General features: G+C 60.7%; 26 protein-coding genes. 11 read left to right on the forward strand and 15 right to left on the reverse strand.

The annotated features are described in order from the left end of the window. Positions 1–88 precede the first annotated feature (88 nt). Together DQ393_RS03485 and preA are read left to right on the forward strand one after the other, a co-directional pair. A complete protein-coding gene (locus tag DQ393_RS03485) occupies positions 89–1447 on the forward strand; it encodes an NAD(P)-dependent oxidoreductase (RefSeq protein ID WP_112340417.1) in 1359 nt (452 codons plus the stop codon). A 13-nt stretch (positions 1448–1460) separates the two neighbouring features. Further along, the gene (preA, locus tag DQ393_RS03490; RefSeq protein ID WP_112340418.1) at positions 1461–2774 is read left to right on the forward strand and encodes an NAD-dependent dihydropyrimidine dehydrogenase subunit PreA; all 1314 of its coding nucleotides are present in this window, start codon (positions 1461–1463) and stop codon (positions 2772–2774) included. Between the two features lie 51 nt (positions 2775–2825). Here preA and DQ393_RS33320 read toward each other — a convergent pair whose 3' ends face one another. The 3 genes from DQ393_RS33320 to DQ393_RS03500 all read right to left on the reverse strand — a co-directional run bounded on the left by DQ393_RS33320 (position 2826) and on the right by DQ393_RS03500 (position 4386). Further along, entirely contained in the window at positions 2826–3179 is a 354-nt protein-coding gene (locus DQ393_RS33320; RefSeq protein WP_183762907.1) for a helix-turn-helix domain-containing protein, read from the reverse strand. A 58-nt stretch (positions 3180–3237) separates the two neighbouring features. Continuing rightward, on the reverse strand, positions 3238–3573 hold the full coding sequence (locus tag DQ393_RS33325) for a hypothetical protein (protein ID WP_162737020.1): 336 nt from the start codon (positions 3571–3573) through the stop codon (positions 3238–3240). A 162-nt stretch (positions 3574–3735) separates the two neighbouring features. After that, a complete protein-coding gene (locus tag DQ393_RS03500; RefSeq protein WP_112340420.1) occupies positions 3736–4386 on the reverse strand; it encodes a TetR family transcriptional regulator C-terminal domain-containing protein in 651 nt (216 codons plus the stop codon). 298 nt (positions 4387–4684) lie between these two features. Between DQ393_RS03500 and DQ393_RS03505 the strand changes: the two genes are divergently transcribed. Both DQ393_RS03505 and hydA read left to right on the forward strand, forming a co-directional pair. Then, positions 4685–5938, forward strand: a complete 1254-nt coding sequence (locus tag DQ393_RS03505) for a Zn-dependent hydrolase (RefSeq protein ID WP_112340421.1) — start codon at positions 4685–4687, stop codon at positions 5936–5938. 47 nt (positions 5939–5985) lie between these two features. Continuing rightward, the gene (hydA, locus tag DQ393_RS03510) at positions 5986–7440 is read left to right on the forward strand and encodes a dihydropyrimidinase (protein WP_112340422.1); all 1455 of its coding nucleotides are present in this window, start codon (positions 5986–5988) and stop codon (positions 7438–7440) included. Positions 7441–7575: 135 nt separating this feature from the next. Here hydA and DQ393_RS03515 read toward each other — a convergent pair whose 3' ends face one another. Then, entirely contained in the window at positions 7576–7989 is a 414-nt protein-coding gene (locus DQ393_RS03515; RefSeq protein WP_112340423.1) for a cupin domain-containing protein, read from the reverse strand. A gap of 121 nt (positions 7990–8110) precedes the next feature. On the opposite strand from DQ393_RS03515, the gene DQ393_RS03520 reads away from it, so the two are divergent. The 7 genes from DQ393_RS03520 to DQ393_RS03550 all read left to right on the forward strand — a co-directional run bounded on the left by DQ393_RS03520 (position 8111) and on the right by DQ393_RS03550 (position 17283). Beyond that, the gene (locus DQ393_RS03520; RefSeq protein ID WP_112340424.1) at positions 8111–8902 is read left to right on the forward strand and encodes an ABC transporter ATP-binding protein; all 792 of its coding nucleotides are present in this window, start codon (positions 8111–8113) and stop codon (positions 8900–8902) included. A 9-nt stretch (positions 8903–8911) separates the two neighbouring features. Next, on the forward strand, positions 8912–9247 hold the full coding sequence (locus DQ393_RS03525; protein WP_112340425.1) for a hypothetical protein: 336 nt from the start codon (positions 8912–8914) through the stop codon (positions 9245–9247). A gap of 2 nt (positions 9248–9249) precedes the next feature. Beyond that, positions 9250–10137, forward strand: coding sequence for an ABC transporter permease (locus DQ393_RS03530; protein WP_112340426.1), 888 nt, complete (start codon positions 9250–9252; stop codon positions 10135–10137). Next, positions 10134–11267, forward strand: coding sequence for an ABC transporter permease (locus tag DQ393_RS03535; RefSeq protein WP_112340427.1), 1134 nt, complete (start codon positions 10134–10136; stop codon positions 11265–11267). The genes DQ393_RS03530 and DQ393_RS03535 overlap by 4 nt, the downstream gene beginning before the upstream one ends. Before the next feature lie 57 nt (positions 11268–11324). Continuing rightward, the gene (locus DQ393_RS03540) at positions 11325–12293 is read left to right on the forward strand and encodes an ABC transporter substrate-binding protein (protein WP_112340428.1); all 969 of its coding nucleotides are present in this window, start codon (positions 11325–11327) and stop codon (positions 12291–12293) included. A gap of 464 nt (positions 12294–12757) precedes the next feature. Continuing rightward, entirely contained in the window at positions 12758–13948 is a 1191-nt protein-coding gene (locus DQ393_RS03545; protein WP_112340429.1) for an efflux RND transporter periplasmic adaptor subunit, read from the forward strand. Between the two features lie 14 nt (positions 13949–13962). Continuing rightward, positions 13963–17283, forward strand: a complete 3321-nt coding sequence (locus tag DQ393_RS03550; RefSeq protein WP_112340430.1) for an efflux RND transporter permease subunit — start codon at positions 13963–13965, stop codon at positions 17281–17283. A gap of 38 nt (positions 17284–17321) precedes the next feature. On the opposite strand, the gene ureG is transcribed toward DQ393_RS03550, so the two are convergent. The 11 genes from ureG to DQ393_RS03610 form a co-directional block, all read right to left on the reverse strand. Beyond that, positions 17322–17933, reverse strand: a complete 612-nt coding sequence (ureG, locus tag DQ393_RS03555; RefSeq protein WP_112340431.1) for an urease accessory protein UreG — start codon at positions 17931–17933, stop codon at positions 17322–17324. Between the two features lie 205 nt (positions 17934–18138). After that, a complete protein-coding gene (locus DQ393_RS03565) occupies positions 18139–18813 on the reverse strand; it encodes an urease accessory protein UreF (protein WP_112340565.1) in 675 nt (224 codons plus the stop codon). A gap of 18 nt (positions 18814–18831) precedes the next feature. Then, a complete protein-coding gene (gene ureE, locus DQ393_RS03570; protein ID WP_112340433.1) occupies positions 18832–19335 on the reverse strand; it encodes an urease accessory protein UreE in 504 nt (167 codons plus the stop codon). 78 nt (positions 19336–19413) lie between these two features. After that, a complete protein-coding gene (locus tag DQ393_RS03575; RefSeq protein ID WP_112340434.1) occupies positions 19414–20274 on the reverse strand; it encodes a GGDEF domain-containing protein in 861 nt (286 codons plus the stop codon). Between the two features lie 274 nt (positions 20275–20548). Then, on the reverse strand, positions 20549–22261 hold the full coding sequence (gene ureC, locus DQ393_RS03580; protein WP_112340435.1) for an urease subunit alpha: 1713 nt from the start codon (positions 22259–22261) through the stop codon (positions 20549–20551). A gap of 3 nt (positions 22262–22264) precedes the next feature. Further along, the gene (locus DQ393_RS03585) at positions 22265–22888 is read right to left on the reverse strand and encodes a Urease operon accessory protein (RefSeq protein WP_112340436.1); all 624 of its coding nucleotides are present in this window, start codon (positions 22886–22888) and stop codon (positions 22265–22267) included. A gap of 17 nt (positions 22889–22905) precedes the next feature. Beyond that, a complete protein-coding gene (locus DQ393_RS03590; protein WP_181592283.1) occupies positions 22906–23337 on the reverse strand; it encodes a lysozyme inhibitor LprI family protein in 432 nt (143 codons plus the stop codon). Positions 23338–23358: 21 nt separating this feature from the next. Beyond that, a complete protein-coding gene (locus DQ393_RS03595; RefSeq protein WP_112340437.1) occupies positions 23359–23664 on the reverse strand; it encodes an urease subunit beta in 306 nt (101 codons plus the stop codon). 10 nt (positions 23665–23674) lie between these two features. After that, on the reverse strand, positions 23675–23929 hold the full coding sequence (locus tag DQ393_RS03600; protein WP_112340438.1) for a DUF1272 domain-containing protein: 255 nt from the start codon (positions 23927–23929) through the stop codon (positions 23675–23677). Positions 23930–23936: 7 nt separating this feature from the next. After that, complete coding sequence (locus DQ393_RS03605; protein ID WP_112340439.1) at positions 23937–24239, reverse strand: urease subunit gamma; 303 nt, start codon at positions 24237–24239, stop codon at positions 23937–23939. A 31-nt stretch (positions 24240–24270) separates the two neighbouring features. Further along, positions 24271–25092 carry an urease accessory protein UreD gene (locus DQ393_RS03610; protein WP_112340440.1) on the reverse strand — a complete coding sequence of 274 codons (822 nt, stop codon included), beginning with the start codon at positions 25090–25092 and terminating at the stop codon, positions 24271–24273. Between the last annotated feature and the right edge of the window lie 11 nt (positions 25093–25103).

Raw genomic sequence — 25103 nt, forward strand, 5'->3', positions numbered from 1 at the left:
ACGCAAGGACAAAATTTTACCGTTTGATAAATTTTTTAAGCTGAGTTACCGTTCCAGTACTAGCCGTTTACTATAAGAGGGAACTTCAATGGGACGACTGGAAACTGGGATTCATAAAGGCAGGCTCACGCCCGCCGAATATGATGCGAACTTTTCCGATCTTCACCCGCGCCTCACCAAACACGAGGCGCTGGTCGCATCCGACCGATGCTATTTCTGCTACGACGCGCCGTGCATGACGGCCTGTCCCACCTCCATCGACATTCCGATGTTCATCCGCCAGATCTCGACGGGCAATCCCATCGGCTCGGCCAAGACGATCTTCGATCAGAACATCCTCGGCGGCATGTGCGCCCGAGTCTGTCCCACCGAACAGCTCTGCGAGCAGGCTTGCGTGCGCAACACTGCCGAAGAGCGCCCGGTCGAGATCGGGCGCCTGCAGCGCTATGCAACCGACGTGGCGATGGCGGAGAACAAGCAGTTCTATTCTCGTGCCGAATCCACTGGCAAGAAGATCGCCGTCATCGGCGCTGGCCCAGCCGGTCTTGCCTGCGCGCACCGTCTCGCCGTCAATGGGCATGACGTTACCATCTTCGATGCCCGCGAAAAGGCCGGCGGTCTGAACGAATACGGCATCGCCACTTACAAGGCGGTCGACGATTTCGCTCAGAAGGAAGTCGATTACGTCCTCGCGATCGGCGGTATCGAGGTGAAGAACGGTCAGGCGCTTGGCCGCGATTTCAGCCTCTCGGACCTCTCCCAGCAATACGACGCCGTCTTCCTCGGCCTCGGCCTTGCCGGCGTCAACGCGCTGCGCGCCGAAGGCGAGGATCTCGAGGGCGTCGCCGATGCTGTTGCATACATCGCCGAACTGCGCCAGGCCGGTAACAAGGCCGATATCGCCATCGGCCGCCGCGTCGTCGTTCTCGGCGGCGGCATGACCGCGATCGACGCAGCCGTGCAGGCAAAACTGCTCGGCGCCGAAGAGGTGACGATCTGCTATCGCCGCGGCAAGGAACACATGAACGCCTCGGAATTCGAGCAGAATCTGGCCGCCTCCAAGGGCGTCATCATCCGCCATTGGCTCGCCCCGAAGCGTATCCTCGACAAGGATGGCAAGGTCGCCGGGATCGAGGTCGAATATACCGAGTTGCGTGACGGCAAGCTCGTTGGTACCGGCGATGTCGGCGTCATCGCCGCCGACCAGATCTTCAAGGCGATCGGCCAGACGTTCGAGGCTTCAGGCCTCGGCGCGCTGCGCATGGAATCCGGCCGCATCGCCATCGATGGCGAAGGCCGCACCTCGCTCGAAGGCGTGTGGGCCGGCGGCGACTGCGTGCTTGGCGGCGATGACCTGACGGTCTCGGCCGTGGCACAGGGCCGCGACGCGGCCGAATCCATCAACCGTGCGCTCGCTGCCGCCACGCCGGCCGCTGCAGTCGCCTGAAAGGAGAACCGACATGGCTGATCTCCGCAATAATTTCGTTGGCATCAAATCCCCGAACCCGTTCTGGCTGGCGTCCGCGCCGCCGACCGACAAAGCCTACAATGTCGAGCGCGCCTTCAAGGCGGGCTGGGGCGGTGTCGTCTGGAAGACGCTCGGCGAAGAAGGACCGCCAGTCGTCAACGTCAACGGCCCGCGCTATGGCGCGATCTGGGGTGCCGACCGCCGCCTGCTCGGTCTCAACAATATCGAACTGATCACCGACCGCGACCTCTACACCAACCTGCGCGAAATGAAGCAGGTGAAGAAGAACTGGCCGGATCGCGCGCTGATCGCCTCGATCATGGTCCCCTGCGTCGAGGATGCCTGGAAGGCGATCCTGCCGCTGGTCGAGGAAACGGAAGCCGACGGTATCGAACTCAACTTCGGCTGTCCCCACGGCATGTCCGAGCGCGGCATGGGCTCTGCGGTCGGACAGGTGCCGGAATATATCGAAATGGTCGTGCGCTGGTGCAAGCAGTACACGCGCATGCCCGTCATCACCAAGCTGACACCCAATATCACCGACATCCGCAAGCCCGCCCGCGCCGCCAAGGCCGGCGGCACCGATGCCGTGTCGCTGATCAACACGATCAATTCGATCGTCTCGGTCGACCTCGACAATTTCGCTCCGAACCCGACCGTCGGCGGCAAGGGCAGCCATGGCGGCTATTGCGGCCCGGCGGTGAAGCCGATCGCGCTGAACATGGTCGCCGAGATCGCCCGCGATCCGGAAACCTACGGTCTGCCGATCTCCGGTATCGGCGGCATCACCACCTGGCGCGACGCGGCCGAATTCCTGGCGCTCGGCGCCGGCAACGTGCAGGTCTGCACGGCGGCTATGACTTATGGCTTCAAGATCGTCGAGGAGATGATCACCGGCCTTTCCGACTGGATGGACGAGAAGGGACATCGCAGCCTGGACGATATCATCGCCCGCGCCGTGCCGAATGTCTCCGACTGGCAGTATCTGAACCTCAACTATATCGCCAAGGCGAAGATCGACCAGGATGCCTGCATCAAGTGCGGCCGCTGTCACATCGCCTGCGAGGACACCTCGCATCAGGCGATCACCAACTTCGTCGATGGCGTCAGGCGCTTCGAGGTGATGGAAGAAGAATGCGTCGGCTGCAATCTCTGCGTCAACGTCTGCCCGGTCGAGAACTGCATCACCATGGAAGAACTGCCGGCAGGCGCTCTCGACAAGCGCACCGGCAAGATCGTCGACCCCAACTACGCCAACTGGACGACCCATCCGAACAATCCAATGGCTCGTCAGGCGGCGGAATAGTAGCTGTAGATATGAGCACCCGCCCGGTAATCCGGGCGGGTATTTTCTCCATTAAAACTTGAGGATAGGGTCTTCCTGAGCCGCCTGGATCTCTTCCGGCATCCGCTCTATGGCGCGCAGATAGCTTTGTGCTGTTTTGTCCGGCGAACGTTTGCCCTGCTCCCAATTGCGGAGCGTTTCCAGATCGATGCCAAAGCGGAGCGCGAACTGCTCCTGAGTAAGGCCGAGTTTCTGGCGAATTTCCCTGACGTCGACCGGACGGACGGCGATGGCCTTGACAACGAGCCCGGTCTCCTCCAGTTCGCGTGCGAGATCGCCCTGGCTTTCGACATGCGGGACGAGCATGGTTGCCTGCCCCTTTTCCATCGCTCGTTCGATAGCCTTCTTCGCCGCTAGCATGGACATCCCGCCTTTCACCAAGGCACGGACCGCAGAAATAGACCGAAACCCCTTTACGGGCTGGTCAAAATGCAGGGATATCGCGACGGGTGAACCGGACTGGCCGCGGCTTACGTCCTCGACCGGCCCCAGTCGTTCGAACCGCTCCTTCAACGACGAGTTCATGGCACTCCATTTCCTCCATGGCGATCTCCGCCAGATTCCTGAGCCGATGTGCTCCAAGGTCGTTCATTGAAATGTCCTCGCCCTGGATATGGAAACCGCGAAGATAGAGTGCGCTCCCGATCATCTGAGGCTCAGCCATCACCGAGATCACACCGTCCGGCGTATGAATTTCAACCGTACATACAGGATGATATGTGATTTCATTCACAAAATGAAAGGCAACGTCCTTCTTCATCCATATCTTTTTCATAGGCCAATGACCGACCAAAATCAATATCTATACCATAGCGCTTATCAACCAGAGAGAGCGCGAATCGATACCACACCCTTAACGGGAGAAAGCTCAGAGGATTCGAAAAATTCAATAAAATGAGGATCCGTGTGAATATGTGGTGCTCTAAGCGCGGGGTCCTCGAATCCGAAGCCCGTCGACAAAAAGCTGTTCCAGATAGCGCGCGGCATCCTCGAAGCGCCCCTCGCCCGAATGCTCCGGCCCCAAGACCGCACGCACCTGCACGTCGAAATCCGCATAATGCTGCGTGGTCGACCAGATCGAAAAGATCAGGTGGTAGGGATCGCACTTGGCGATTTTGCCAGCCTTTGCCCAGGCCCGGATGACCTCGGCCTTCTCGTCTACAAGGTCCTTCAGCGGCCCGCGCAGCTCGTCCTCCACATGCGGCGCGCCCTGCAACATCTCATTGGCGAAGAGTCGGCTTTCGCGTGGAAAATCGCGGGCCATTTCGAGCTTGCGGCGGATATAGGAGCGGATCTCGCTTTCTGGATCGCCGTTGGCATCGAAGGCGCGCAGCGGCTCCAGCCAGGTAAACAGCACCCGGTCGATCAGGGCCCGATGCATGGCCTCCTTGGTGCGGAAATAGTAAAGCAGATTGGGCTTCGACATGCCGGCGACTTCGGCGATCTGATCGATAGTCGAGCCACGAAAACCGCTGACGGAAAATACGTCCAGCGCGGCTTCCAGTATGATTTCCTCTTTCTCTTCCTGGATACGGGTGCGGCGCTGCGTCTTGGCGGCTCTGGGGATGGCCATGTGTGCTCTGTTTCTCCTTGAAATCCAAGCCTTTCGGCCGTGCCCTTATCCACCCTGCAGATGCATCGGATTTAGGCAATCACCTGAAATTTTATCGGAAATTTTCGTGCTTTTCGTCTTGAGCCGCGCCACGGAAGTTGTAATGTTTACCAATCGGTCAAATTATCCGTCAGATGTTTCTTAAAGGCAACTGGGGATTTTCCGGGCGAGAAAAACAAGAGAACGCTCCGGATAGACCAATGGGAACAATCGGGCATGCGCCTTGCGTGCGCCGGGACAAACAGGTGAGGATTGCATCATGGTGGCAGCGCCAGGAGAAAACATGCGTATCAATGGCGACCGCCTTTGGGATACGCTGATGGACATGGCGAAGATCGGCCCCGGTATCGCCGGCGGCAATAATCGCCAAACCCTAACGGATGCCGATGCCGAGGGCCGCAGCCTTTTCAAGACCTGGTGTGACAAGGCCGGCATGACCGTCGGCGTCGACAAGATGGGCACGATGTTCGCCACCCGCGCCGGCACAGATCCGAATGCGCTGCCCGTCTATGTCGGCTCGCATCTTGATACCCAGCCGACCGGCGGCAAATATGACGGCGTCCTCGGCGTGCTCGCCGCGCTTGAGGTCGTGCGTACGATGAACGACCTCGGCATCAAGACCAAGCATCCGATCGTGGTCACCAATTGGGCCAACGAGGAAGGCGCGCGCTTCGCGCCCGCAATGCTTGCCTCCGGCGTCTTTGCCGGCGTGCATTCGCTGGAATTCGCCTATGGCCGCAAGGATCCGGACGGCAAGACCTACGGCGAGGAACTGAAGCGCATCGGCTGGCTCGGCGATGAAGAGGTCGGCGCCCGCAAGATGCATGCCTATTTCGAATATCACATCGAGCAAGGCCCGATCCTCGAAGCCGAGGACAAGACCATCGGCGTCGTCACGCACTGTCAGGGCTTGTGGTGGCTGGAATTCACGCTGACCGGCAAGGAAGCCCATACCGGGTCGACGCCGATGAATCTCCGCGTCAATGCCGGTCTTGCCATGTCCCGGATCGTCGAGATGGTGCAGAATGTGGCAATGGAAAATCAGCCTGGCGCCGTCGGCGGCGTCGGCCAGGTCTTCTTCTCGCCGAACTCGCGCAACGTTCTGCCCGGCAAAGTGGTCTTTACCGTCGACATCCGCACGCCCGACAAGGAAAAGCTCGATCGCATGCGCGCCAGGATCGAAGCGGAAGCGAAAGAGATCTGCGACACCCTCGGCGTCGGCTGCTCTGTGGAAGCCATTGGCCATTTCGAGCCGGTGACCTTCGACCCCAAGCTCGTCACCTCGGTGCGCAATGCGGCTGAAAAACTCGGCTACAGCCACATGAACATCATCTCCGGCGCCGGTCACGATGCCTGCTGGGCCGCCAAGGTCGCCCCCGCCACGATGGTCATGTGCCCCTGCGTCGGCGGCCTCTCGCACAACGAGGCCGAAGAAATCTCAAAGGAATGGGCGACCGCCGGCGCGGATGTGCTGTTCCACGCAGTCGTCGAGACGGCCGAAATCGTGGCGTGACCGCCACGATTCCAGCATCGGAACCTAACACATCTGGAGCATACACCATGAGCACAGTCATCAAGGGTGGAACCATCGTCACGGCCGACCTGACCTATAAGGCGGATGTGAAGATCGAAGGCGGCAAGATCGTCGAAATCGGGCAGAATCTTTCGGGCAATGAAGTGCTCGATGCTTCCGGCTGCTATGTCATGCCCGGCGGCATCGATCCGCACACGCATCTCGAAATGCCGTTCATGGGCACCTATTCCTCCGACGATTTCGAAAGCGGCACGCGTGCGGCCCTTGCCGGCGGCACGACGATGGTGGTGGATTTTGCGCTCCCCTCGCCCGGCCAGTCGCTGCTCGAAGCGCTGACCATGTGGGACAACAAGTCCACCCGCGCGAATTGCGACTATTCCTTCCACATGGCGATCACCTGGTGGGGCGAGCAGGTCTTCAACGAGATGGAGGCTATCGTCCGCGACAAGGGCATCAACACCTTCAAGCACTTCATGGCCTATAAGGGCGCGCTGATGGTGGATGACGACGAGATGTTCTCCTCCTTCCAGCGCTGCGCCGAGCTCGGCGCATTGCCGCTCGTTCACGCCGAAAACGGCGACGTGGTCGCGCAGATGCAGGCAAAACTGCTGGCCGAAGGCAATAACGGCCCGGAAGCGCATGCCTATTCCCGCCCTGCGGAGGTCGAAGGCGAGGCAACGAACCGTGCCATCATGATCGCCGACATGGCGGGCTCGCCCGTCTATATCGTCCATACCTCCTGCGAACAGGCGCATGAAGCCATCCGCCGCGCCCGCCAGAAGGGCATGCGCGTCTATGGCGAGCCGCTGATCCAGCACCTGACTCTCGACGAAAGCGAATATGCCAATGCGGATTGGGATCATGCCGCCCGCCGCGTCATGTCGCCCCCCTTCCGCAACAAGCAGCATCAGGACAGCCTCTGGGCCGGCCTCGCCTCCGGCTCGCTGCAGGTGGTCGCGACTGACCACTGTGCGTTCACGACCGAGCAGAAGCGCTTCGGTCTCAACGACTTCACCAAGATCCCGAACGGGACCGGGGGACTCGAAGACCGCATGCCGATGCTCTGGACCCATGGCGTCAGCACCGGCCGCCTGACGATGAACGAATTCGTCGCCGTCACCTCCACCAACATCGCCAAGATCCTTAACGTCTATCCGAAGAAGGGCGCGATCCTCGTCGGTGCCGATGCCGATATCGTCGTCTGGGATCCGAAGCGCTCGAAGACCATCACCGCCAAGACGCAGCAGTCGGCGATCGACTACAACGTCTTCGAGGGCAAGGAAGTCACCGGCCTGCCGCGCTATACTCTGACGCGAGGCGTCGTCGCCATCGAGGAAGGCACGGTGAAGACGAAGGAGGGCCATGGCGAGTTCGTCAGGCGCGATCCCTTCACTGCCGTCAACCGGGCACTTTCGACCTGGAAAGAGGTCACCGCGCCGCGCAAGGTGCAGCGCAGCGGCATCCCCGCCAGCGGGGTATAAGGCTTGGGCACGGCGCTTCGGCTCATCGGCCACCTAGAGCAATTCCAGGAAAAGTGCGTAGCGGTTTTCCGTCCGGAATTGCGCAAAAACAAAAAGATGGAGCGTTTTCGCTATTCGAAGAAAAGCAAAATGGCTCTACCGCGGCACATACCGCTCCAGATCCGGCAGCAGGACGACGCTTTCCTGCTCGTTCGGATCGGTGCGGGCGATGACCGCTGTTGCCGGCCGATCGCTCAAGTTCGCGGGAAGATGCGGGACGCCGGCCGGAATATAGAACATCTCTCCCTCACGCACGACGACATGCTCTTCCAGCTCGTCGCCGAACCAGCAATGCGTCTCGCCGGAAATGGCGTAAATCGCCGTCTCGTGCGAGGCATGAAGATGCGCCTTGGCGCGGGCGCCCGGCGGTATCGTCAGGAGATGCATGCAGATCCCCGTCGAGCCCACTGTCTCGGCGGCAATCCCTTCGAAATAGTTGAGGCCCTGTTTTCCGGCATAGGTGTTGCCGGGCCGCACGATATGGCAGGTGGGCTTCGATGACAGACTCATGGCATTGCTCCCCTGGATCCAGCAGCAAGGCGTCCTCGCCTCTCAAAGCTGCAGCAATGCCAAGCAGGATAACACGCAATCCGCCCCAACCATGCGGCGAAATCAGGACTGGTAGGTGTTAATGACGTCATCCGCTTCCTCCGTCGTCTCCGCGCGGAATCTCTGTCTCACCTACGATACGAATGACGGGCCGGTGCATGCGCTGAGCAATGTCGATCTCGACGTCCGCAAGGGTGATTTCGTCTCCTTCATCGGCCCCTCCGGCTGTGGAAAGACCACCTTCCTGCGGGTGATTGCCGATCTCGAGCGAAAGAGTTCAGGCGATATCAGCGTCAACGGCATGTCGCCGGAGGAAGCACGCAAGACCCGCGCCTATGGCTATGTCTTCCAGGCCGCGGCACTCTATCCCTGGCGCACGATCGAAAAGAACATCGCTCTACCGCTCGAAATCATGGGTTATGACGGGCAAGAGCAGGCCAAGCGCATCGCCCGAACGCTGGAACTGGTGAACCTCAAAGGCTTCGAACATAAGTTTCCCTGGCAGCTGTCCGGCGGCATGCAGCAGCGCGCTTCGATCGCCCGAGCGCTCGCCTTCGACGCCGATCTGCTGCTGATGGACGAACCCTTCGGCGCACTGGACGAAATTGTCCGCGATCATCTGAACGAACAGCTTCTGAAACTCTGGAAGCAGACGAACAAGACAATTTGCTTTGTCACCCACTCCATACCGGAAGCAGTCTATCTCTCGACGAAGATCGTGGTCATGTCGCCGCGTCCGGGTCGCGTGACCGATGTCATCGAATCGACGCTACCGACGGAGCGGCCGCTCGACATTCGCGAAACGCCGGAATTCCTCGAAATCGCCCACCGCGTCCGGGAAGGCTTGCGGGCCGGACATAGCTACGAGGAATAGGATCAGATCATGAACGCACAATTCCTCCTCTGGCTTGTCGGCGCAATGGCGATCTTCATCGGTGCTGCCACAGCTTCGCGCGCCTATATCGCCAACAACAACATGTTGGTCTTGATCCTGTCGCTCGCGCTCTATTGCGTCGGCAATCTGATGATGGTGCGGCTGATGCGTGAAGGTGGGCTTGGCCTGGCGATCTCCGCCTCCTCCATCGCCCAGCTCGTCGTCGTCAATGTTATCGCCTTCATCGTCTTCGGCGAACGGCTGAGCCTGCAGCAGCTTGCCGGCGTGGGTCTTGGCATCGTCGCCATGATCCTCATGCTGCTTCCCGCGCAAGGAAGGGCATGACCATGGAAAGGGAACGGTTCTTCAAGCACAAGTTCCTGCCGATTACGACCATCGTCCTGGCGATCCTGGTCCTGTGGTATGTCTTCGCGGTCATCCTCAACGCACCGTTCCAGCGCGATCTCGACCGGCGCGGCAACGTCACCCCGACGACGACGGAATTCATCGGCAAGACGCTGTCGCAGCCGAAGCCGATCCTGCCCGCGCCACATCAGGTGGCGCAGAATGTCTTCGACAACACCTTCCTTCGCGCTCCCACGAGCAGCCGCAGCCTCGTCTACAATGCCTGGGTCACCCTGTCTTCGACGGCTGTCGGCTTCGCCTTCGGTACCGTTCTCGGCATCCTGATCGCAGTCGGCATCGTGCATGTGGTCGCCCTGGACCGAAGCCTGATGCCGTGGATCATCGCTTCGCAGACCATACCGATCCTTGCGATCGCGCCTATGGTCGTTGTCGTGCTGGGTTCGATCGGCGTTACCGGCCTTATTCCCAAGGCGCTGGTCTCGACCTATCTCTCCTTCTTCCCCGTCGCCGTCGGCATGGTCAAGGGATTGCGATCGCCGGAGGTCATGCATCTCGACCTGATGCGCACCTATAATGCCAGCGCCATGCAGACCTTCTGGAAATTGCGCGTGCCCGCATCGATCCCCTTCCTCTTCACCTCGATGAAGGTCGCGATCGCCGCGAGCCTCACCGGCACGATCGTTGGCGAACTGCCGACGGGTGCGGTCGCTGGCATTGGCGCCAAGCTCCTCGCAGGCTCGTATCAAAGCCTGACAATCGATATATGGGCGACGCTCGTCGCCGGCTCGATCCTGGCGGCCGGATTGATTGCTGCCGTCAGCATCGCGGCGCGTATCGTCGATCGTGCCATGGGGGGCCGCGCGGCATGAGGAATTTTCATTCGTCGTGGCAGGGTACGCTCTCCCTCCTTCTCTGCCTTGCGGCCCTCCCTGTGCTGCCGCCGCTCGCAGCCGATGCCGCCACGCCCTTCAGCAGCGGCACCACCTTCGTCATTTTCATTCTCATCGCCGCCGCAGCCGCCATTTCCTTCATGAACCTATCTGCAGCCCTCTGCGCGGCGATCCTCTTCTTCGCCGCGCACGCGGTCGCCTGGCTGTTGCTGGCTGGAATATCGGGCAATGAGGGCAGCGCGGCTGCATCATTCTTTATCCTCCTCGCCGCGGCGTGGCTGCTCGCCTGGCGTTGCGTTTCCATCCTGTCGGCCATCCGGGTGAAATCGACCGCCGACAGCTATACATTACGGTTGCTGATCCCCGTGATCTTCGGCGTCTGGATCATCATCATCTGGGAAGCGGTGACGCGCGGGGCCGGTATTCCTTTCATCCTGCTGCCGCCGCCAAGCGCCATCGGCGCCCGTATTGCCGGCTCCATCTCGATCCTCTGGACGGATGTTCAGCAGACGATCTTCCGATCGGTTCTGATCGGCTATATCATCGGGTGCTCCAGCGGCTTCGTCGTCGCCATCCTCGCCGACCGCTTCGCCTTCCTGCGGCGCGGCCTGCTGCCGATCGGCAACCTCGTCTCCGCTCTGCCGATCATCGGCATTGCTCCGATCATGGTCATGTGGTTCGGCTTCGATTGGCAATCGAAGGCCGCCGTCGTCGTCGTCATGACGTTCTTCCCGATGCTGGTGAACACGGTGGCGGGCCTTGCCGCTGCCGGCAACATGGAGCGCGACTTGATGCGCACCTATGCATCGAGCTACTGGCAGACGCTGCTCAAGCTACGCCTGCCGGCCGCCGCTCCCTTTATTTTCAATGCGCTGAAGATCAACTCGACCTTGGCCCTGATCGGTGCCATCGTGGCGGAGTTCTTCGGCACCCCTATGTCGGGCATGGGCTTCCGCATCTCGACCGAAAACGGTCGGCTGAACCTCGACATGGTCTGGGCCGAGATCGCGATTGCCGCGGTTGCAGGCTCCGTTTTCTACGGTATCGTCGCCATTGTCGAGAGAATGGTGACGTTCTGGCATCCGTCTATCCGCGGTGGGCAGACGTAATCCGGGGTCCCTTCCAGGGGATCAAGGCATAACTTCAGAGGGAAAAGGGTAAAGAACATGAAAAAACTGATGTTCGCATTGATGGCAGGCACGATGACGCTGGCTGCCACGCAGGCCGCGATGGCCGCCGACAAGCTGACCTTGCAGCTGAAATGGGTGGCTCAGGGTCAGTTCGCAGGCTATTTCGTCGCCAAGGACAAGGGCTTCTACAAGGAGGAAGGCCTCGACGTCGACATCAAGCCGGGCGGCCCTGATATCGCACCGGAACAGGTCATCGCCGGCGGCGGCGCCGATATCATCGTCGACTGGATGGGTGGAGCGCTGGTTGCCCGCGAGAAGGGTGTGCCGCTCGTGAACATCGCCCAGCCCTTCGACAAATCAGGCCTGGAATTGATCTGCCCCAAGGATGGCCCGGTCAAGACGGAAAAGGACTTCAAGGGTCATACGCTCGGCGTCTGGTTTTACGGCAACGAATATCCCTTCTTCGCCTGGATGCATAAGCTCGGCCTGAAGACCGACGGCGGCAAGGACGGCGTCAACGTGCTTAAGCAGAGCTTCGACGTTCAGCCGCTCGTCCAGAAGCAGGCCGACTGCATCTCCGTCATGACCTATAACGAATACTGGCAGGCGATCGATGCCGGCTTCAAGGCTGAAGACCTGACCGTCTTCAACTATAGCAAGCTCGGCAACGACCTCTTGGAAGACGGCCTCTATGTCAAGGAAGACAAGCTGAAGGATGCAAAGTTCAAGGCTGACATGGTGAAATTCGTCCGCGCTTCGATGAAGGGCTGGAAATATGCCGTCGAGCATCCGGACGAAGCCGCCGAAATCGTCATGGACAATGGCGGCCAGGATGAAAACCATCAAAAGCGCATGGCCGGCGAAGTCGCCAAGCTGATCGGCAATGGCAAGCTCGACATGAAGCTTTACGACCGCACGGTCGAAGCACTGCTTGACCAGAAGATCATCAACAAGAAGCCGTCAGGCGCCTTCACGCACGAGATCACGGACGCTGCTCTGAAATAAGTTCGGAGTACTCGTAAAGACTTGAACGCGCGGGGTTTCAGGCTCCGCGCGTTTTTTTCATTTTGTAACAGCAGCAACAAAAGGCTGGCTTTCTCGCAAAACTTGGCGGAAAAGCCCTCGACTATCAACTATTCGAATGCTGACATCACAATGCCGTGATTGCTTTGCAGGGTTGCAAAGGATAGAAATACCCGCGAAATCATTTTCTCGTGATCTTGCGTAAATTGAAAACCGCTCCCATCTAGAGGAGCGATTTTAGGATGAGGGGCCTGCAAGGCATGACAGACGGATATTACAGCGCCGCACGTCAAATATGATGCGCAAGGCCGCTGTTCCTTAAATCGATTCGATTCAAGGAATTATGCAGTAATCCGCCGGAGAAGCCGGCACGCATGCATCGATCCCCGTATTCGCGACGGAAACAGCGAAATCCATTTACCAAACGCTGAACTGGAACTGGACGCATGGCTCTCACGCCGTTTAGACTTCTGAGCACGACCGCCATCCTGCTTTCCCTGCTGGCGGCGCCGGCCGCGCTGGCCGAGCAATCCGCCGTCACGACGCCGAAGCAGAACCTGCCGGCGATCGTCATCACCACAGCCACGATGCGCCACCTGACCGACAAGGTCGTTGCGACCGGCACGGTGAAGGCCGTCGAGGATGTTTACATTCAGCCGCAGGTGGATGGCCTCTCGATCCGCTCGCTCAATGCCGATGTCGGCGACAAAGTCGAGGCGGACAGCACGCTTGCTACGCTGAACGACGATGCATTGGTCCTTCAGAAGAGCCAGATGCAGGCGACAAGGGCAAAGGGCGAGGCGAGCCTTGCGCAGCTGCGCGCGCAATTGACCGAGGCGCGCGCCAATGCCGAAGAGGCGGAATTGCAGCGCGTCCGCGCCGTCACCATGGGAGCCAAGGGCACAATGTCGACCTCCTCGGTCGAGCAGGCCAACGCCGCCGCTGCCGCCAACAAGGCGCGCGTGGTCTCGGCCGAACAGGCAATCGCCGTTGCCGAAGCCGATCTTAAGGTCACCGACAGCCAGATCGCCGACACCGACCTGAAGCTTGCCCGCACTGGCATCAAGACGCCCGTCGCCGGCACCGTCGCCTCGCGCAACGCCCGCATCGGTGCCATCGCCAATGGCAGCGGCGACCCGCTCTTCACCATCATCCGCGACAGCCGGCTCGAACTGGTCGTCGATGTGTCCGAAAGCGATATCACCAAGATCGTTATCGGCCAGAAGGCTTTCATCGCCCTCTCCGGCAGCCGCGAGAAGCTTACCGGAACCGTCCGCCTCGTCGCCCCGATCGTGGATTCCGTCACCCGCCTCGGCGCGGTCCATATCTCGATCGACGATGGCGAGAAGGCGCGGGCCGGCATGTATGGCAGCGCCGAGATCATCATTCGCCAGGAGGATGGCGTCGCTCTGCCGCTGACGGCAGTCAACAGCGAGGAAAACGGCTCCTCCGCCCGCAAGGTCGAGAACGGCGTGGTCAAGTTCGTGACTGTCGAAACCGGCATTCAGGACGCAGGCTATGTCGAGATCCTCAAGGGCCTCAAGGCCGGCGACGAGGTCGTCGCCAAGGCCGGTGCCTATGTTCGCGACGGCGACCATATCACGCCCGTGCGTGATGCGTCGCAAGCCTCCAACTGAGCGAGAACGGCAAGATGAACTTCTCCGCCTGGTCAATCCGAAATCCGGTCGCCCCGCTCCTCGGCTTCTTCCTGCTGATGGTGGTGGGCGCGCACGCCTTCTTCAATCTGCCCATCACCCGGTTCCCGAATATCGACGTGCCTGTCGTCAACGTCACCGTGACGCAGAGCGGCGCCTCCCCGGCCGAACTCGAAATGCAGGTGACGAAGGAGATCGAAGACGCCGTCGCCAGCATCAACGGCATCGACGAGATCCAGTCGACCGTCACGGACGGTCAATCGCAGACCGTCGTCATCTTCCGCCTGGAAGTGCCGACGCAGCAGGCGGTTCAGGATACCAAGGACGCCATCGACCGCATCCGCGGCAACCTGCCCTCGACGATCGATGAGCCCATCGTCTCCAAGGTCGATGTCGAAGGACAGGCGATCCAGAGCTTTGCTGTTTCTTCTCCGAACATGACGCTGGAAGAGCTGTCCTGGTTCGTGGATGACACGGTCAAGCGTGCCCTGCAGGGTCAGGCGGGTATCGGCCGTGTCGACCGTTACGGCGGCGCCGACCGTGAAGTGCGCATCGAGCTCGATCCGAACAAGCTGAATGCCTACGGCATAACGGCGCTTTCCGTGAGCCAGCAGCTGCGCAGCACCAATATCGACCTCGGCTCCGGCCGCGGCCAGGTGGCCGGCAGCGAGCAGGCGATCCGCGTGCTCGGCGATGCCCGCAATGTCGCCCAGCTCGCAGATACGACGATCGCGCTCACCAACGGCCGCTTCGTCAAGCTTTCCGATCTCGGCGCGATCAAGGATACCTATCAGGAACCGAAATCCTTCTCCCGCTTCAACAGCACGCCCGTCGTCACCTTCGGCGTCTTCCGCGCCAAGGGCGCCAGCGAAGTGACGGTCGCCAAGACGGTGGGCGACACGCTCGACAAGGTGCGGGCCGAAAACTCGAACGTTTCGATCGAGATGATCGACGACGCCGTCTACTATACCTATGGCAACTACGAATCGGCGATGCACACGCTGATCGAGGGTGCGGTACTGGCCGTCATCGTCGTTTTCCTGTTCCTGCGGAACTGGCGCGCGACGCTGATTTCGGCGGTGGCGCTGCCGCTGTCTGCGATCCCGACCTTCTGGATCATGCACCAGATCGGCTTCTCGCTGAACCTCGTAAGCTTCCTGGCATTGACGCTGGCAACCGGTATTCTCGTCGATGACGCCATCGTCGAGATCGAAAACATCGCCCGCCACATCAAGATGGGCAAGACGCCTTACCGCGCCGCCATCGATGCCGCCGATGAAATCGGCCTTGCCGTCATCGCGACGACCTTTACCATCATCGCGGTCTTCGTGCCGGTCTCCTTCATGCCGGGTATCCCCGGCCAGTATTTCATCCAGTTCGGCCTGACGGTCGCCTTCTCGGTGTTCTTCTCGCTGCTGGTGGCGCGCCTGATTACGCCGATGATGGCCGCCTATCTGATGCGCGCCGAAGACGGTGTCGACGATCATCATGACAATGACGGCCGTTTCATGCGCGGCTACAGCTGGCTGGTGCGGCAGACGACGAAGCGCTGGTACACGCGCTATCCGACGCTGCTTGCCGCCTTCGCCTTCTCAATCGCCTCCGTCGTGGCGCTGGTGATGTTCGTCCCCGGCAGCTTCATTCCCCCTGACGATTCCTCGCGCATCGTTCTCTCGGCCGAACTGCCGCCGAACGCACGGCTGGACGATACGGAACAGGCGACCAACGAGATCTACCGGCGCGTCAAGGACATCGATGGCGTTGAAAACGTCTTCGTTCTGGGTGGCGCTTCGCCGAAGGGCGACCTGGAACTGCGCCGCGCCACCGTGACGCTGACGCTCGGCAAGCTCGACCAGTCGCTGATGAAGAAGCTGGTGAACGACGTTCTTGGCTCCATACCCGGCATCGGTCCATATCTGCCGAAGGTCGCCGTGCACGGCCGTGTGCGCCCGCAGTGGGACGTGGAAAAGGAAGTCTTTGCGAAGCTTCGCTCGATCCCCGACGTCCGCATCACCAAGCTGAACGACCGTGGCGACCGCGACCTGACCTATAACTTCCTCTCCCGCAGCGAGAAGGATCTGAACCAGGCTGTGGGCATTCTGGAGGCCAAGCTGCGCACCGATCCGGCGCTCGCTAACGTCAGCGCCGACGGCGCCCTGCCCCGCCCGGAGCTGCAGATCTATCCGCGCAAGGATGAGGCGGCGCGCCTCGGCATCACGCCGCAGACGATTTCAGACACGATCCGCGTCGCAACCATCGGCGATATCGACGCTTCGCTTGCGAAGATCTCGCTCGACGACCGCCAGATTCCGATCCGCGTGCAGGCCTCGCTCGGCATGCGTCGCGACCTGGCGGCGATCCGGGCGCTGCGCATCAAGACCGCGTCCGGTACGACGGTGCCGCTGTCGAGTGTCGCCGACGTCGACTATTCGGAGGGCCTCTCCTCCATCAAGCGCAACAACCGCTACCGCGTCGTCGCCATCGGCGCCGACCTGCCGCAGGGCGTGGCGCTGGATACGGCGTCGGAACACTTCCTCAATATCGTCAACAGCGCCCAGATACCGGCAACCGTTCATCTGGCGGAAAGCGGTGACACCAAGGTCCAGAAGGAAATGCAGCAGAGCTTCGGCAATGCCATGCTGCTCGGCCTTCTCCTCGTCCTGACCGTGCTGATCCTGCTGTTCAAGGATGTGATCCAGCCCTTCACCATTCTGCTGTCGTTGCCTTTGGCGATCGGCGGCGTGGCGCTGGCCTTGATCATGACCGGCAACGCGCTTTCGATGCCCGTTATGATCGGCATTCTGATGCTGATGGGTATCGTGACGAAGAACGCCATCCTGCTGGTCGATTTCGCCATCGAGATGATGCATCAGGGCATGCCGAGGCTGGAGGCCGTCGTCGAAGCCGGCCGTAAGCGAGCCCGCCCGATCATCATGACCTCGATCGCCATGTCGGCCGGCATGCTGCCATCGGCCCTCGGTGTCGGCGAAGGCGGCTCCTTCCGCGCGCCAATGGCGATTGCGGTGATCGGCGGCATCATCGTGTCGACGGTACTCAGCCTGGTGGTCGTGCCGTCGTTCTTCCTGATTATGGACGACCTGTCGCGCCTGCTCGGCTACCTCTTCGGCAGGCTTGTCGGAAGCAAGGATGCGGACGACGAAGTCGTGACCAAGGAAGGTCTGGCCGTCGCTGTCAACGAAAACCGCCAGTCGCTCACCAATCTAGAAGAGCGGCTGGAGGCCATCGAAAACAAGGATGGAAGAAACAGGTCGGTGGGCACGAATGTGCTGAAACTGCCGCCCTTCGCGGCTGAATAGAACAGGCTCGGCAGATGTGTGGATAATGACAGGGCGGATTAAAGACCGCCCTGTTCTTTGAGGAAGCTGACGATCGTGCTGACGCCATCGCCCCGCTTCATGTCGGAAAACACAAAGGGCCGAGCCTGGCGCATGCGGGTGGCATCGCGATCCATCACCTCGAGATCCACGTCGACGAAAGGCGCCAGATCCTTCTTGTTGATGACGAGAAGGTCCGATTTGGTGATGCCGGGGCCACCCTTGCGCGGGATTTCCTCACCCTGGCACACCGAGATCACATAGATGGTAATGTCGGCGAGGTCGGGCGAGAAGGTCGCCGCCAGATTGTCGCCGCCGGATTCGATGAAGACCACGTCGAGATCGGGAAGCCGCTCGTTCAGGCCGGCAATGGCTTGCAGATTGATCGTCGCGTCCTCACGGATCGCGGTGTGCGGACAGCCACCGGTCTCGACTCCGACAATGCGGTCCGAGGTCAGTGCCTGCATCCGCACCAGCGCCTCGGCATCCTCCGTCGTATAGATGTCGTTTGTCACGACGGCGACGGAATAGTCGTCACGCATCGCCTTGCACAGCTTCTCGGTCAGCGCCGTCTTGCCGGATCCGACGGGGCCGCCGATGCCGACGCGCAAGGGTCCATGTCTCGATTTCATGCTCGCAACTCCGATAAGGCGCTAGAGCGGTTCAGCTTTTCAAGGAATCTGTGAACCGCTCTATTTCTATGTTTTCTCGCAATTCCGGACGGAAAACCGCGGCGCACTTTTCCTGGAATTGCTCTAGCATAACGAAGCGTTCGGCCGCCGCACAGCGGCGAATGACGTAGTGACGCCAGGATCATGATATTTCCCCAACAGCGCATCATGAACGGAAGAGCCGCGTGCCCTGGGTTTCATGACGCAAGCTCGCTATGTCAGCCTGCACGCTCGCTGAGCCGAGATCATCGAGGCTGGATTGCGCCACCCGTCGCGCCATAGCGGCAAAGAAACCCTCCAGCCGCGCAAGGATGGCAACGCCATCCTTCTGCCCGCCGACACCGAGCCGGATGCCGGCCGACACCATCTGCGAGGCCAGCGCATGCAGGAAAGCGGCGGCGGCCTTTTCTGCCGGGATGCCATGAGCACCCGCGATTGCACCGACCGCAACAGGGTAAGCGATCCTTGCTGGAAGCATGGAAAAAATCTCCTGCGGCCAGGCGGCAGCGGCAGAAAGAAAGGCATTTCCAAGCAACAGGGTCTCATCGTGCCGCTCCTTCGAGCCTGCCAGCGCTTCGGCCAGCTCCGCGACTGCTGCGAGCCGCTGCGCATCCGCGCCCGCCCGATGCGCCTCGACCAGCAGGACCACGTCATTCCACACCGAACCATTCTGCATGAGCGTGGAAATCCAGTCTCCGAGCCCGGCACTGTCTGCCACCAGACCGTCGTGTACGGCACGCTCGAGACCACCGGAATAGGCGAAGGACCCCACCGGAAACGCCGGCGATAGCCAGGCCATCAGCCGCAGGAGCGCCTGCAGATCGTCGCGATCATCCGTCACCGCAATGTCCATCGACGTTCAATCGTGCGCGTGATCATGATGATCATGCCCATGATCGTGATTGTGCCCGTGCCCGTGCGGATGGCCGCCATGGGAGTGATAGGCGCCGCGGGCAGGCTGGAAAGGCTCGCTCACCTCGGTCACAACTGCGCCCAATCCTTCGAGCATGGAGCGGATCACATGATCGCGCAGGATCAGGATGCGCTCTTCCTCGATCTGCGCGGACAGATGCCGGTTACCGAGATGCCAGGCGAGCTCGATCAGATGCCTGCGGTCGCGCGGGCGAATCTCGAAAAGCTTTTCGTCCGCCGCGACGATTTCGATCAGCTCGCCATCCTCGCGCACCAGCAGATCGCCGCTCGCAAACAGCACCGGCTCCTTGAGGTCGAGCATGACCATGTCGCCATTTTCGAGATGCAGCAGCTTGCGGCGAAGATGCCTGAGATCATGCGGCAGGACGACACGATCGATCGGATTGGAAGAAGGAGTGCCGGCCGGCAGATAGGAGGTGACGCGTTGCATGTCGGTTCCAAATTATGAGTTTGTCAGACCATGCAAAATAGTCATCCGCTGTGCAAGCATCAATGACACGCCTATGTGCTACATCCGCTGCACGTAGCGCTGCAGCTCCCGGGGATCGGTCGTCGCTTCCTGCTCGTGCTCGGTCGCGCAGCGATGCCAGACCTGCGACAGTCGCTCGCGCTCGTGCATGACACGATTGCGGCCGAGCGTTTTGGCAAGATAAAGGGCCTTGTCGGCCGCGGCATAGACGGTCTCCGTCTTGCGCTCCCTGGTGATGTCGGCAATCCCGGCGGACATGGTGATCTTCACCGAGCCGCCGTCGACGACGATTGGGTGTTCGGCAATCCGTTCCTTGATTTCTTCGATGCGCGCAATGCGCGCGGCAGTGTCGCCACCATAAATGATCGCGCCGAATTCTTCGCCGCCGAGCCGGGCGATCACGTCATCTCCCGTAAAGGCGTCGGAAAGTATCTGCGACACCGCAACGATTACGGCGTCGCCGGATGCGTGTCCGAAGCGATCGTTGATTGCCTTGAACCGGTCGAGATCGAAGATAACAAGCGAAGCGCCGTCTGCAGCCGTATCCAGCGCCTCGGTGAAAGCGCGGCGGTTGAGGAGGCCGGACAGCATGTCGGTACGGCTCAGCCGTTCGAACTCGGCGCGGGAGACCGCAAGCCTGTGAATCGAAAAGCCCGCCAGCACTGCCACAGCGCCGGAAACTGTGCCGCCGATAATCCATGCCAGAAGAACGCCGAAGCGCATTGCCTCCAGAATCGGCAACGGCAGAAGATCGAACCATTGCAGCAGGAAAAGCATCGCCAGGATGATGGCAAGCGACATGATGACGGCGACAAAACTCATCTTAAGCGCGAAAATAAAAATCGCACGTCGCTGCTGAAAGTTACCGAGCTCGGCCTGCAGCGAAATCCATCGTTTCATGCGATTCACCTTCCTCAGCCTACCGTTTCGATCATGTGAGATAGGGGTGAAGGCGCTTCCAGGTCTTTAATGTAATGATTAAAATGCGTTGCATTTCCCAAGTTGTGAACAACCAAGAGCGCTGATCTGCAAAATCAGGGTTGCCGATGGAAATGCGAGGCGCCGGCACCGCCACACCACGCTTTCGGCAAAACCGCATTCGGCGCGCAGCATCGGAAAAACCCCGAAACCGGGGCTTTCTCACACTCGCCGGCAATCAAGCTTGGAAATGTCCTCAGAACAGGAAATAGCGCTGCGCCATCGGCAGCACCGTCGCCGGCTCGCAGGTCAGCAGCTTGCCATCGGCGCGCACTTCATAGGTTTCCGGATCCACCTCGATATGCGGCGTTAGGCTGTTATGGATCATCGATGCCTTGGAGATGCCGCCGCGCGTGTTTCTGACGGGCAGCAGCGCCTTGGCGATGCCGAGCTTGCCGGCAAGCCCGGCATCGAAAGCAGCCTGCGAAACGAAGGTCACGGAGGAGTTCGTCCGATTCTTGCCATACGCGCCGAACATCGGCCGGTAATGCATCGGCTGCGGCGTCGGGATCGAGGCATTCGGATCACCCATGGGCGCCGCGGCAATGGACCCGCCGAGCAACACCATCTCCGGCTTCACGCCGAAAAAGGCCGGATTCCAAAATACCAGATCGGCGCGCTTGCCGACTTCGATCGAACCGACCTCATGGCTGACGCCATGCGCAATCGCCGGATTGATCGTATATTTGGCGATGTAGCGCTTCACCCGGAAATTGTCGTTGTCGCCAATCTCCTGCGCCAGACGGCCGCGCTGGCGCTTCATCTTGTCGGCGGTCTGCCAGGTGCGGATCGCCACTTCGCCGACACGGCCCATGGCCTGGCTGTCGGATGAAATGATCGAGAAGGCGCCGATATCGTGGAGAATATCCTCCGCAGCGATCGTCTCCTTGCGGATTCGGCTTTCGGCGAAGGCGATATCCTCCGGGATCGACGGCGACAGGTGATGGCAGACCATCAGCATGTCCAGATGCTCGGCGATCGTGTTAACCGTATAGGGACGCGTCGGATTGGTCGAAGACGGGATGACGTTCGACTGGCCGCAGATTTTGATGATATCGGGCGCGTGCCCGCCGCCTGCGCCCTCGGTATGGAATGCATGGATCGTGCGACCCTTGATGGCGCCGATCGTATCCTCGACGAAGCCGCTTTCGTTCAAGGTATCCGTGTGGATCATCACCTGAACGTCGTATTCATCGGCAACGCTGAGGCAGCAGTCGATCGCCGCCGGCGTCGTGCCCCAGTCCTCATGCAATTTGAGTGAGCAGGCGCCGCCGAGCACCATCTCCTCCAAGGCGGCGGGCAAAGACGCATTGCCCTTGGCCGAGAGGCCGATATTCATCGGGAAAGCGTCGAAGGCTTCGATCATGCGCGCCAGATGCCAGGGGCCGGGCGTGCAGGTCGTTGCCAGCGTTCCATGGGCCGGGCCGGTACCGCCGCCGAGCATGGTGGTGATACCAGACATCAGGGCTTCATCGATCTGCTGCGGGCAGATGAAATGGATATGACTGTCCATGCCGCCGGCGGTGACGATCTTGCCCTCGCCCGCGATCGCTTCCGTGCCCGGTCCGACGATGATGTTGACATCGGGCTGCATATCCGGATTACCGGCCTTGCCGATCGCGACGATGCGGCCCTCCTTCAAGCCGATATCCGCTTTCACGATGCCCCAGTGGTCCAAGATCAGCGCATTGGTGATGACGGTATCGACGGCCCCGTTGGCGCGCGTCACCTGGCTCTGGCCCATGCCATCGCGAATGACCTTGCCGCCGCCGAACTTCACTTCCTCGCCATAGGTGGTGAAATCCTTCTCCACCTCGATGAACAATTCGGTATCGGCCAGCCGAACCTTGTCGCCGACGGTCGGTCCGAACATGCTGGCATAGGCGGCGCGGGAAATCTTGTAGGGCATGGGTCAGTCTCCTTGGGAGGCAGAGATGAGGTTCGTGTCGGCAAGGCGCCGCAGGCGGCCGAGGGATATGTAAGCCTCCGCCAGCCGTTTTTCGGCGGCAAAGGGATGTTCTTCCCAGCCCGTGTGGCTGAAACCGGTAATGGCGATATCATCGTCGGGATGGCGCAACAGCACATCGGCAATCACGATTATGCCGCTGCTCGGCACCACATAGGAGCCTGGATCGTAACCCGCCAGCGCCGCGTCCACGCCTTCGTGAACGGATTGATCGATCACGACATGCCGCTTGCCGGTCGCCTGGCAAAAGGCAGCGAACTGATCGGTATAATCGTCGCAGAAATCGTCGAGTTCCGGATGCGAAATTGCCAGCGGTGCGCGCAGTGCGGCGAATTTTCTTGGATCGCGCACGCTCCAGACTTCAGACGAGGAGGCAACGGCGGGGCTCCTGCGCCACTCGGCCGAGCCGAGCATGGCGCGTGCCGGCTGGCCCGTATTGCAGACCGCGACGACATCGGTGCGGCTGCCGCCTGCTCCCATCGAGCGACAATCGTTGAAGCGGATCACGAGATCTGCAGCATCGATGACATCCGCCGCGCCTGCCGCGATCTCACCATTACCGACGATCATCACTGCGCGCCTCAGGCTCACTGATTGCCCTCCGGCCCAGCGGCGAGATCCTTCAATTCCTTGGTTCGCTTCTTGGTCAAATCAGCTTTGCAACCGGAAACAAGCATGGGCTCCATGGAGCCGCCCCGCGCCTGAAATCCCTGCGCCTCGCACTCGCCGTCGCGATAATCCACCCAGGCGCGCTGCGCTTTGATGAGCGCCTTTTCGGCACCCTTCATGTTATTGTCGAGATCCGCATCGATGGCGACCATAGCTGCGCGCGTCTTCTTATATTGTGCGTTCAGTGCCTTGTCGGCCTCACCGAATTCGAGCACAGCACAAACGTTCAAGTCCGTCTGTGTCTCTGCCTTGGCACAATCGACCTTCGGTTCGTGCATGGTCTGCTGTGCAGAGACTGGGCCGCAGGTCAGGACTGCGACAAGGGCCGCAACCGGTGCAAGCGATTTCATCGGCATGGAGCTTCTCCTACCCTAAAGCTTGCCCATGACCAGCTGGCGGAAACCGTAGACTTCGCGCTTGCCCGACAGTGGGATCAGCGTCACCGAGCGTGTCTGTCCCGGTTCGAAGCGCACGGCGGTTCCGGCGGGAATATCGAGCCGCATGCCCTTCGCCTTGTCGCGGTCGAAGGAAAGCCCGGCATTGGTCTCGGCAAAGTGATAGTGGCTTCCGACCTGCACCGGCCGATCGCCGGTATTGGAAACCTCAAGCGTCACGGTCGGCGCTCCGGCATTGAGTTCGATGTCGCCGCTCGCGGCGATGATTTCACCTGGGATCATGGTTCTCTCCTCATGCGGCCTGGATGGGCGCACATCCCTCAGCTTTTAGAACACGCTTGGTCGAAGCGGGATATTTGGCAAGCAGCGCCACCGGGCGGATGGGACGCCGCGCGAAATCACCGCCGCAGTTCGGGCAGACGCCGTCCAGCACCGCATTGACACAATCGGCGCAGAAGGTGCACTCGAACGTGCAGATCATTGCCTCCTCGCTGTCCGGCGGTAAATTCTTGTCGCAGCATTCGCAGTTGGGTCTCAGTTCCAGCATTTCAACCTCACCGGATAGGCTCGTGGACGGTCACGAGCTTGGTGCCGTCGGGGAACGTCGCTTCGACCTGAACGTCATGGATCATCTCGGCGACACCTTCCATCACCTGATCGCGGGTAATGACATGGGCGCCGGCCTCCATGAGCTCGGCGACGGCGCGGCCGTCGCGGGCGCCTTCCACTACGAAGTCCGTGATCAGCGCGATGGCTTCGGGATGATTGAGCTTGACGCCGCGCTCCAGCCGCCGCCGCGCCACCATCGCCGCCATCGAAATCAGCAGCTTGTCTTTTTCTCTCGGAGTGAGGTTCATCGCCTACCTATGTGATTGCTGTTTGCTCAATTTACAGGTTCCAGACTTTCGGCACAGGCGCTCCATTGCGCAAGGTGGAAATGATCGGGATGAGGATTTTTCTGAGCGCGAAACCATCGGCGGCGGCAAGGCGCACGACGAGCTTCTCGCCCCAGTGGCTGGCGCCTCCCATATGCGTTTCGAGGAGCGGCCGGATACGGCCGAGATAGGCTTCCGCCTGCGGACCGACATAAAGCAGGGTCGCGAAGGCAACCTGGCCGCTCAGGACAGCCGCCTTGGCCGTTAATGCGGCTACATCGCCGTCCAGGCACAGCTCCTCGGCATGAACCAGCCGTTCGCCGCGGCGGATGCGCCAGCGATCGCGAAACAATCCCTGCTCCATGGCCTCGCCCATGGCTTTCCGCCCAAGCAGGATCGCCTCGACGGCAAGGAATTCGGCCGTGCCGTCAAGCTCTACAGTCAACGCGCGCGAAAGCGAAGCACGATCGAAGAGGATGGTCTCCTGCGGCAGCCAATCGACCCGCGCACCGGCGCCAATCTTTATGGATGTCAGCACCTCGGCCGTACCCGCCGAAGCCTTGTAGATCTTCTCACAGGCCTGCGTCGTCACATCAATGCGCGTACCCGGCCCGGCGACGACGCTCCAATCCATCCGGTCGCCGCCGGTCAGGCCGCCGGCGGTGTTGATAATGACGGCTTCCATGGAATGGTCGAAGGTTTCCGGCAGTCTGATCTTTGCCGCACCCTCCTGAAAGAGCTCGGCAAGGCGCGTGCGGCCGCCAAGCGACTTGGCCGCAAGATGGCCGCGACCACGCGCCCTCTGCGGTCTCGTGCCTGCCGCCGTCATTGCCATCTGCCTCTCCA

This window comes from Martinezella tropici (assembly GCF_003287875.1).
Lineage (GTDB): Bacteria > Pseudomonadota > Alphaproteobacteria > Rhizobiales > Rhizobiaceae > Rhizobium > Rhizobium tropici_C.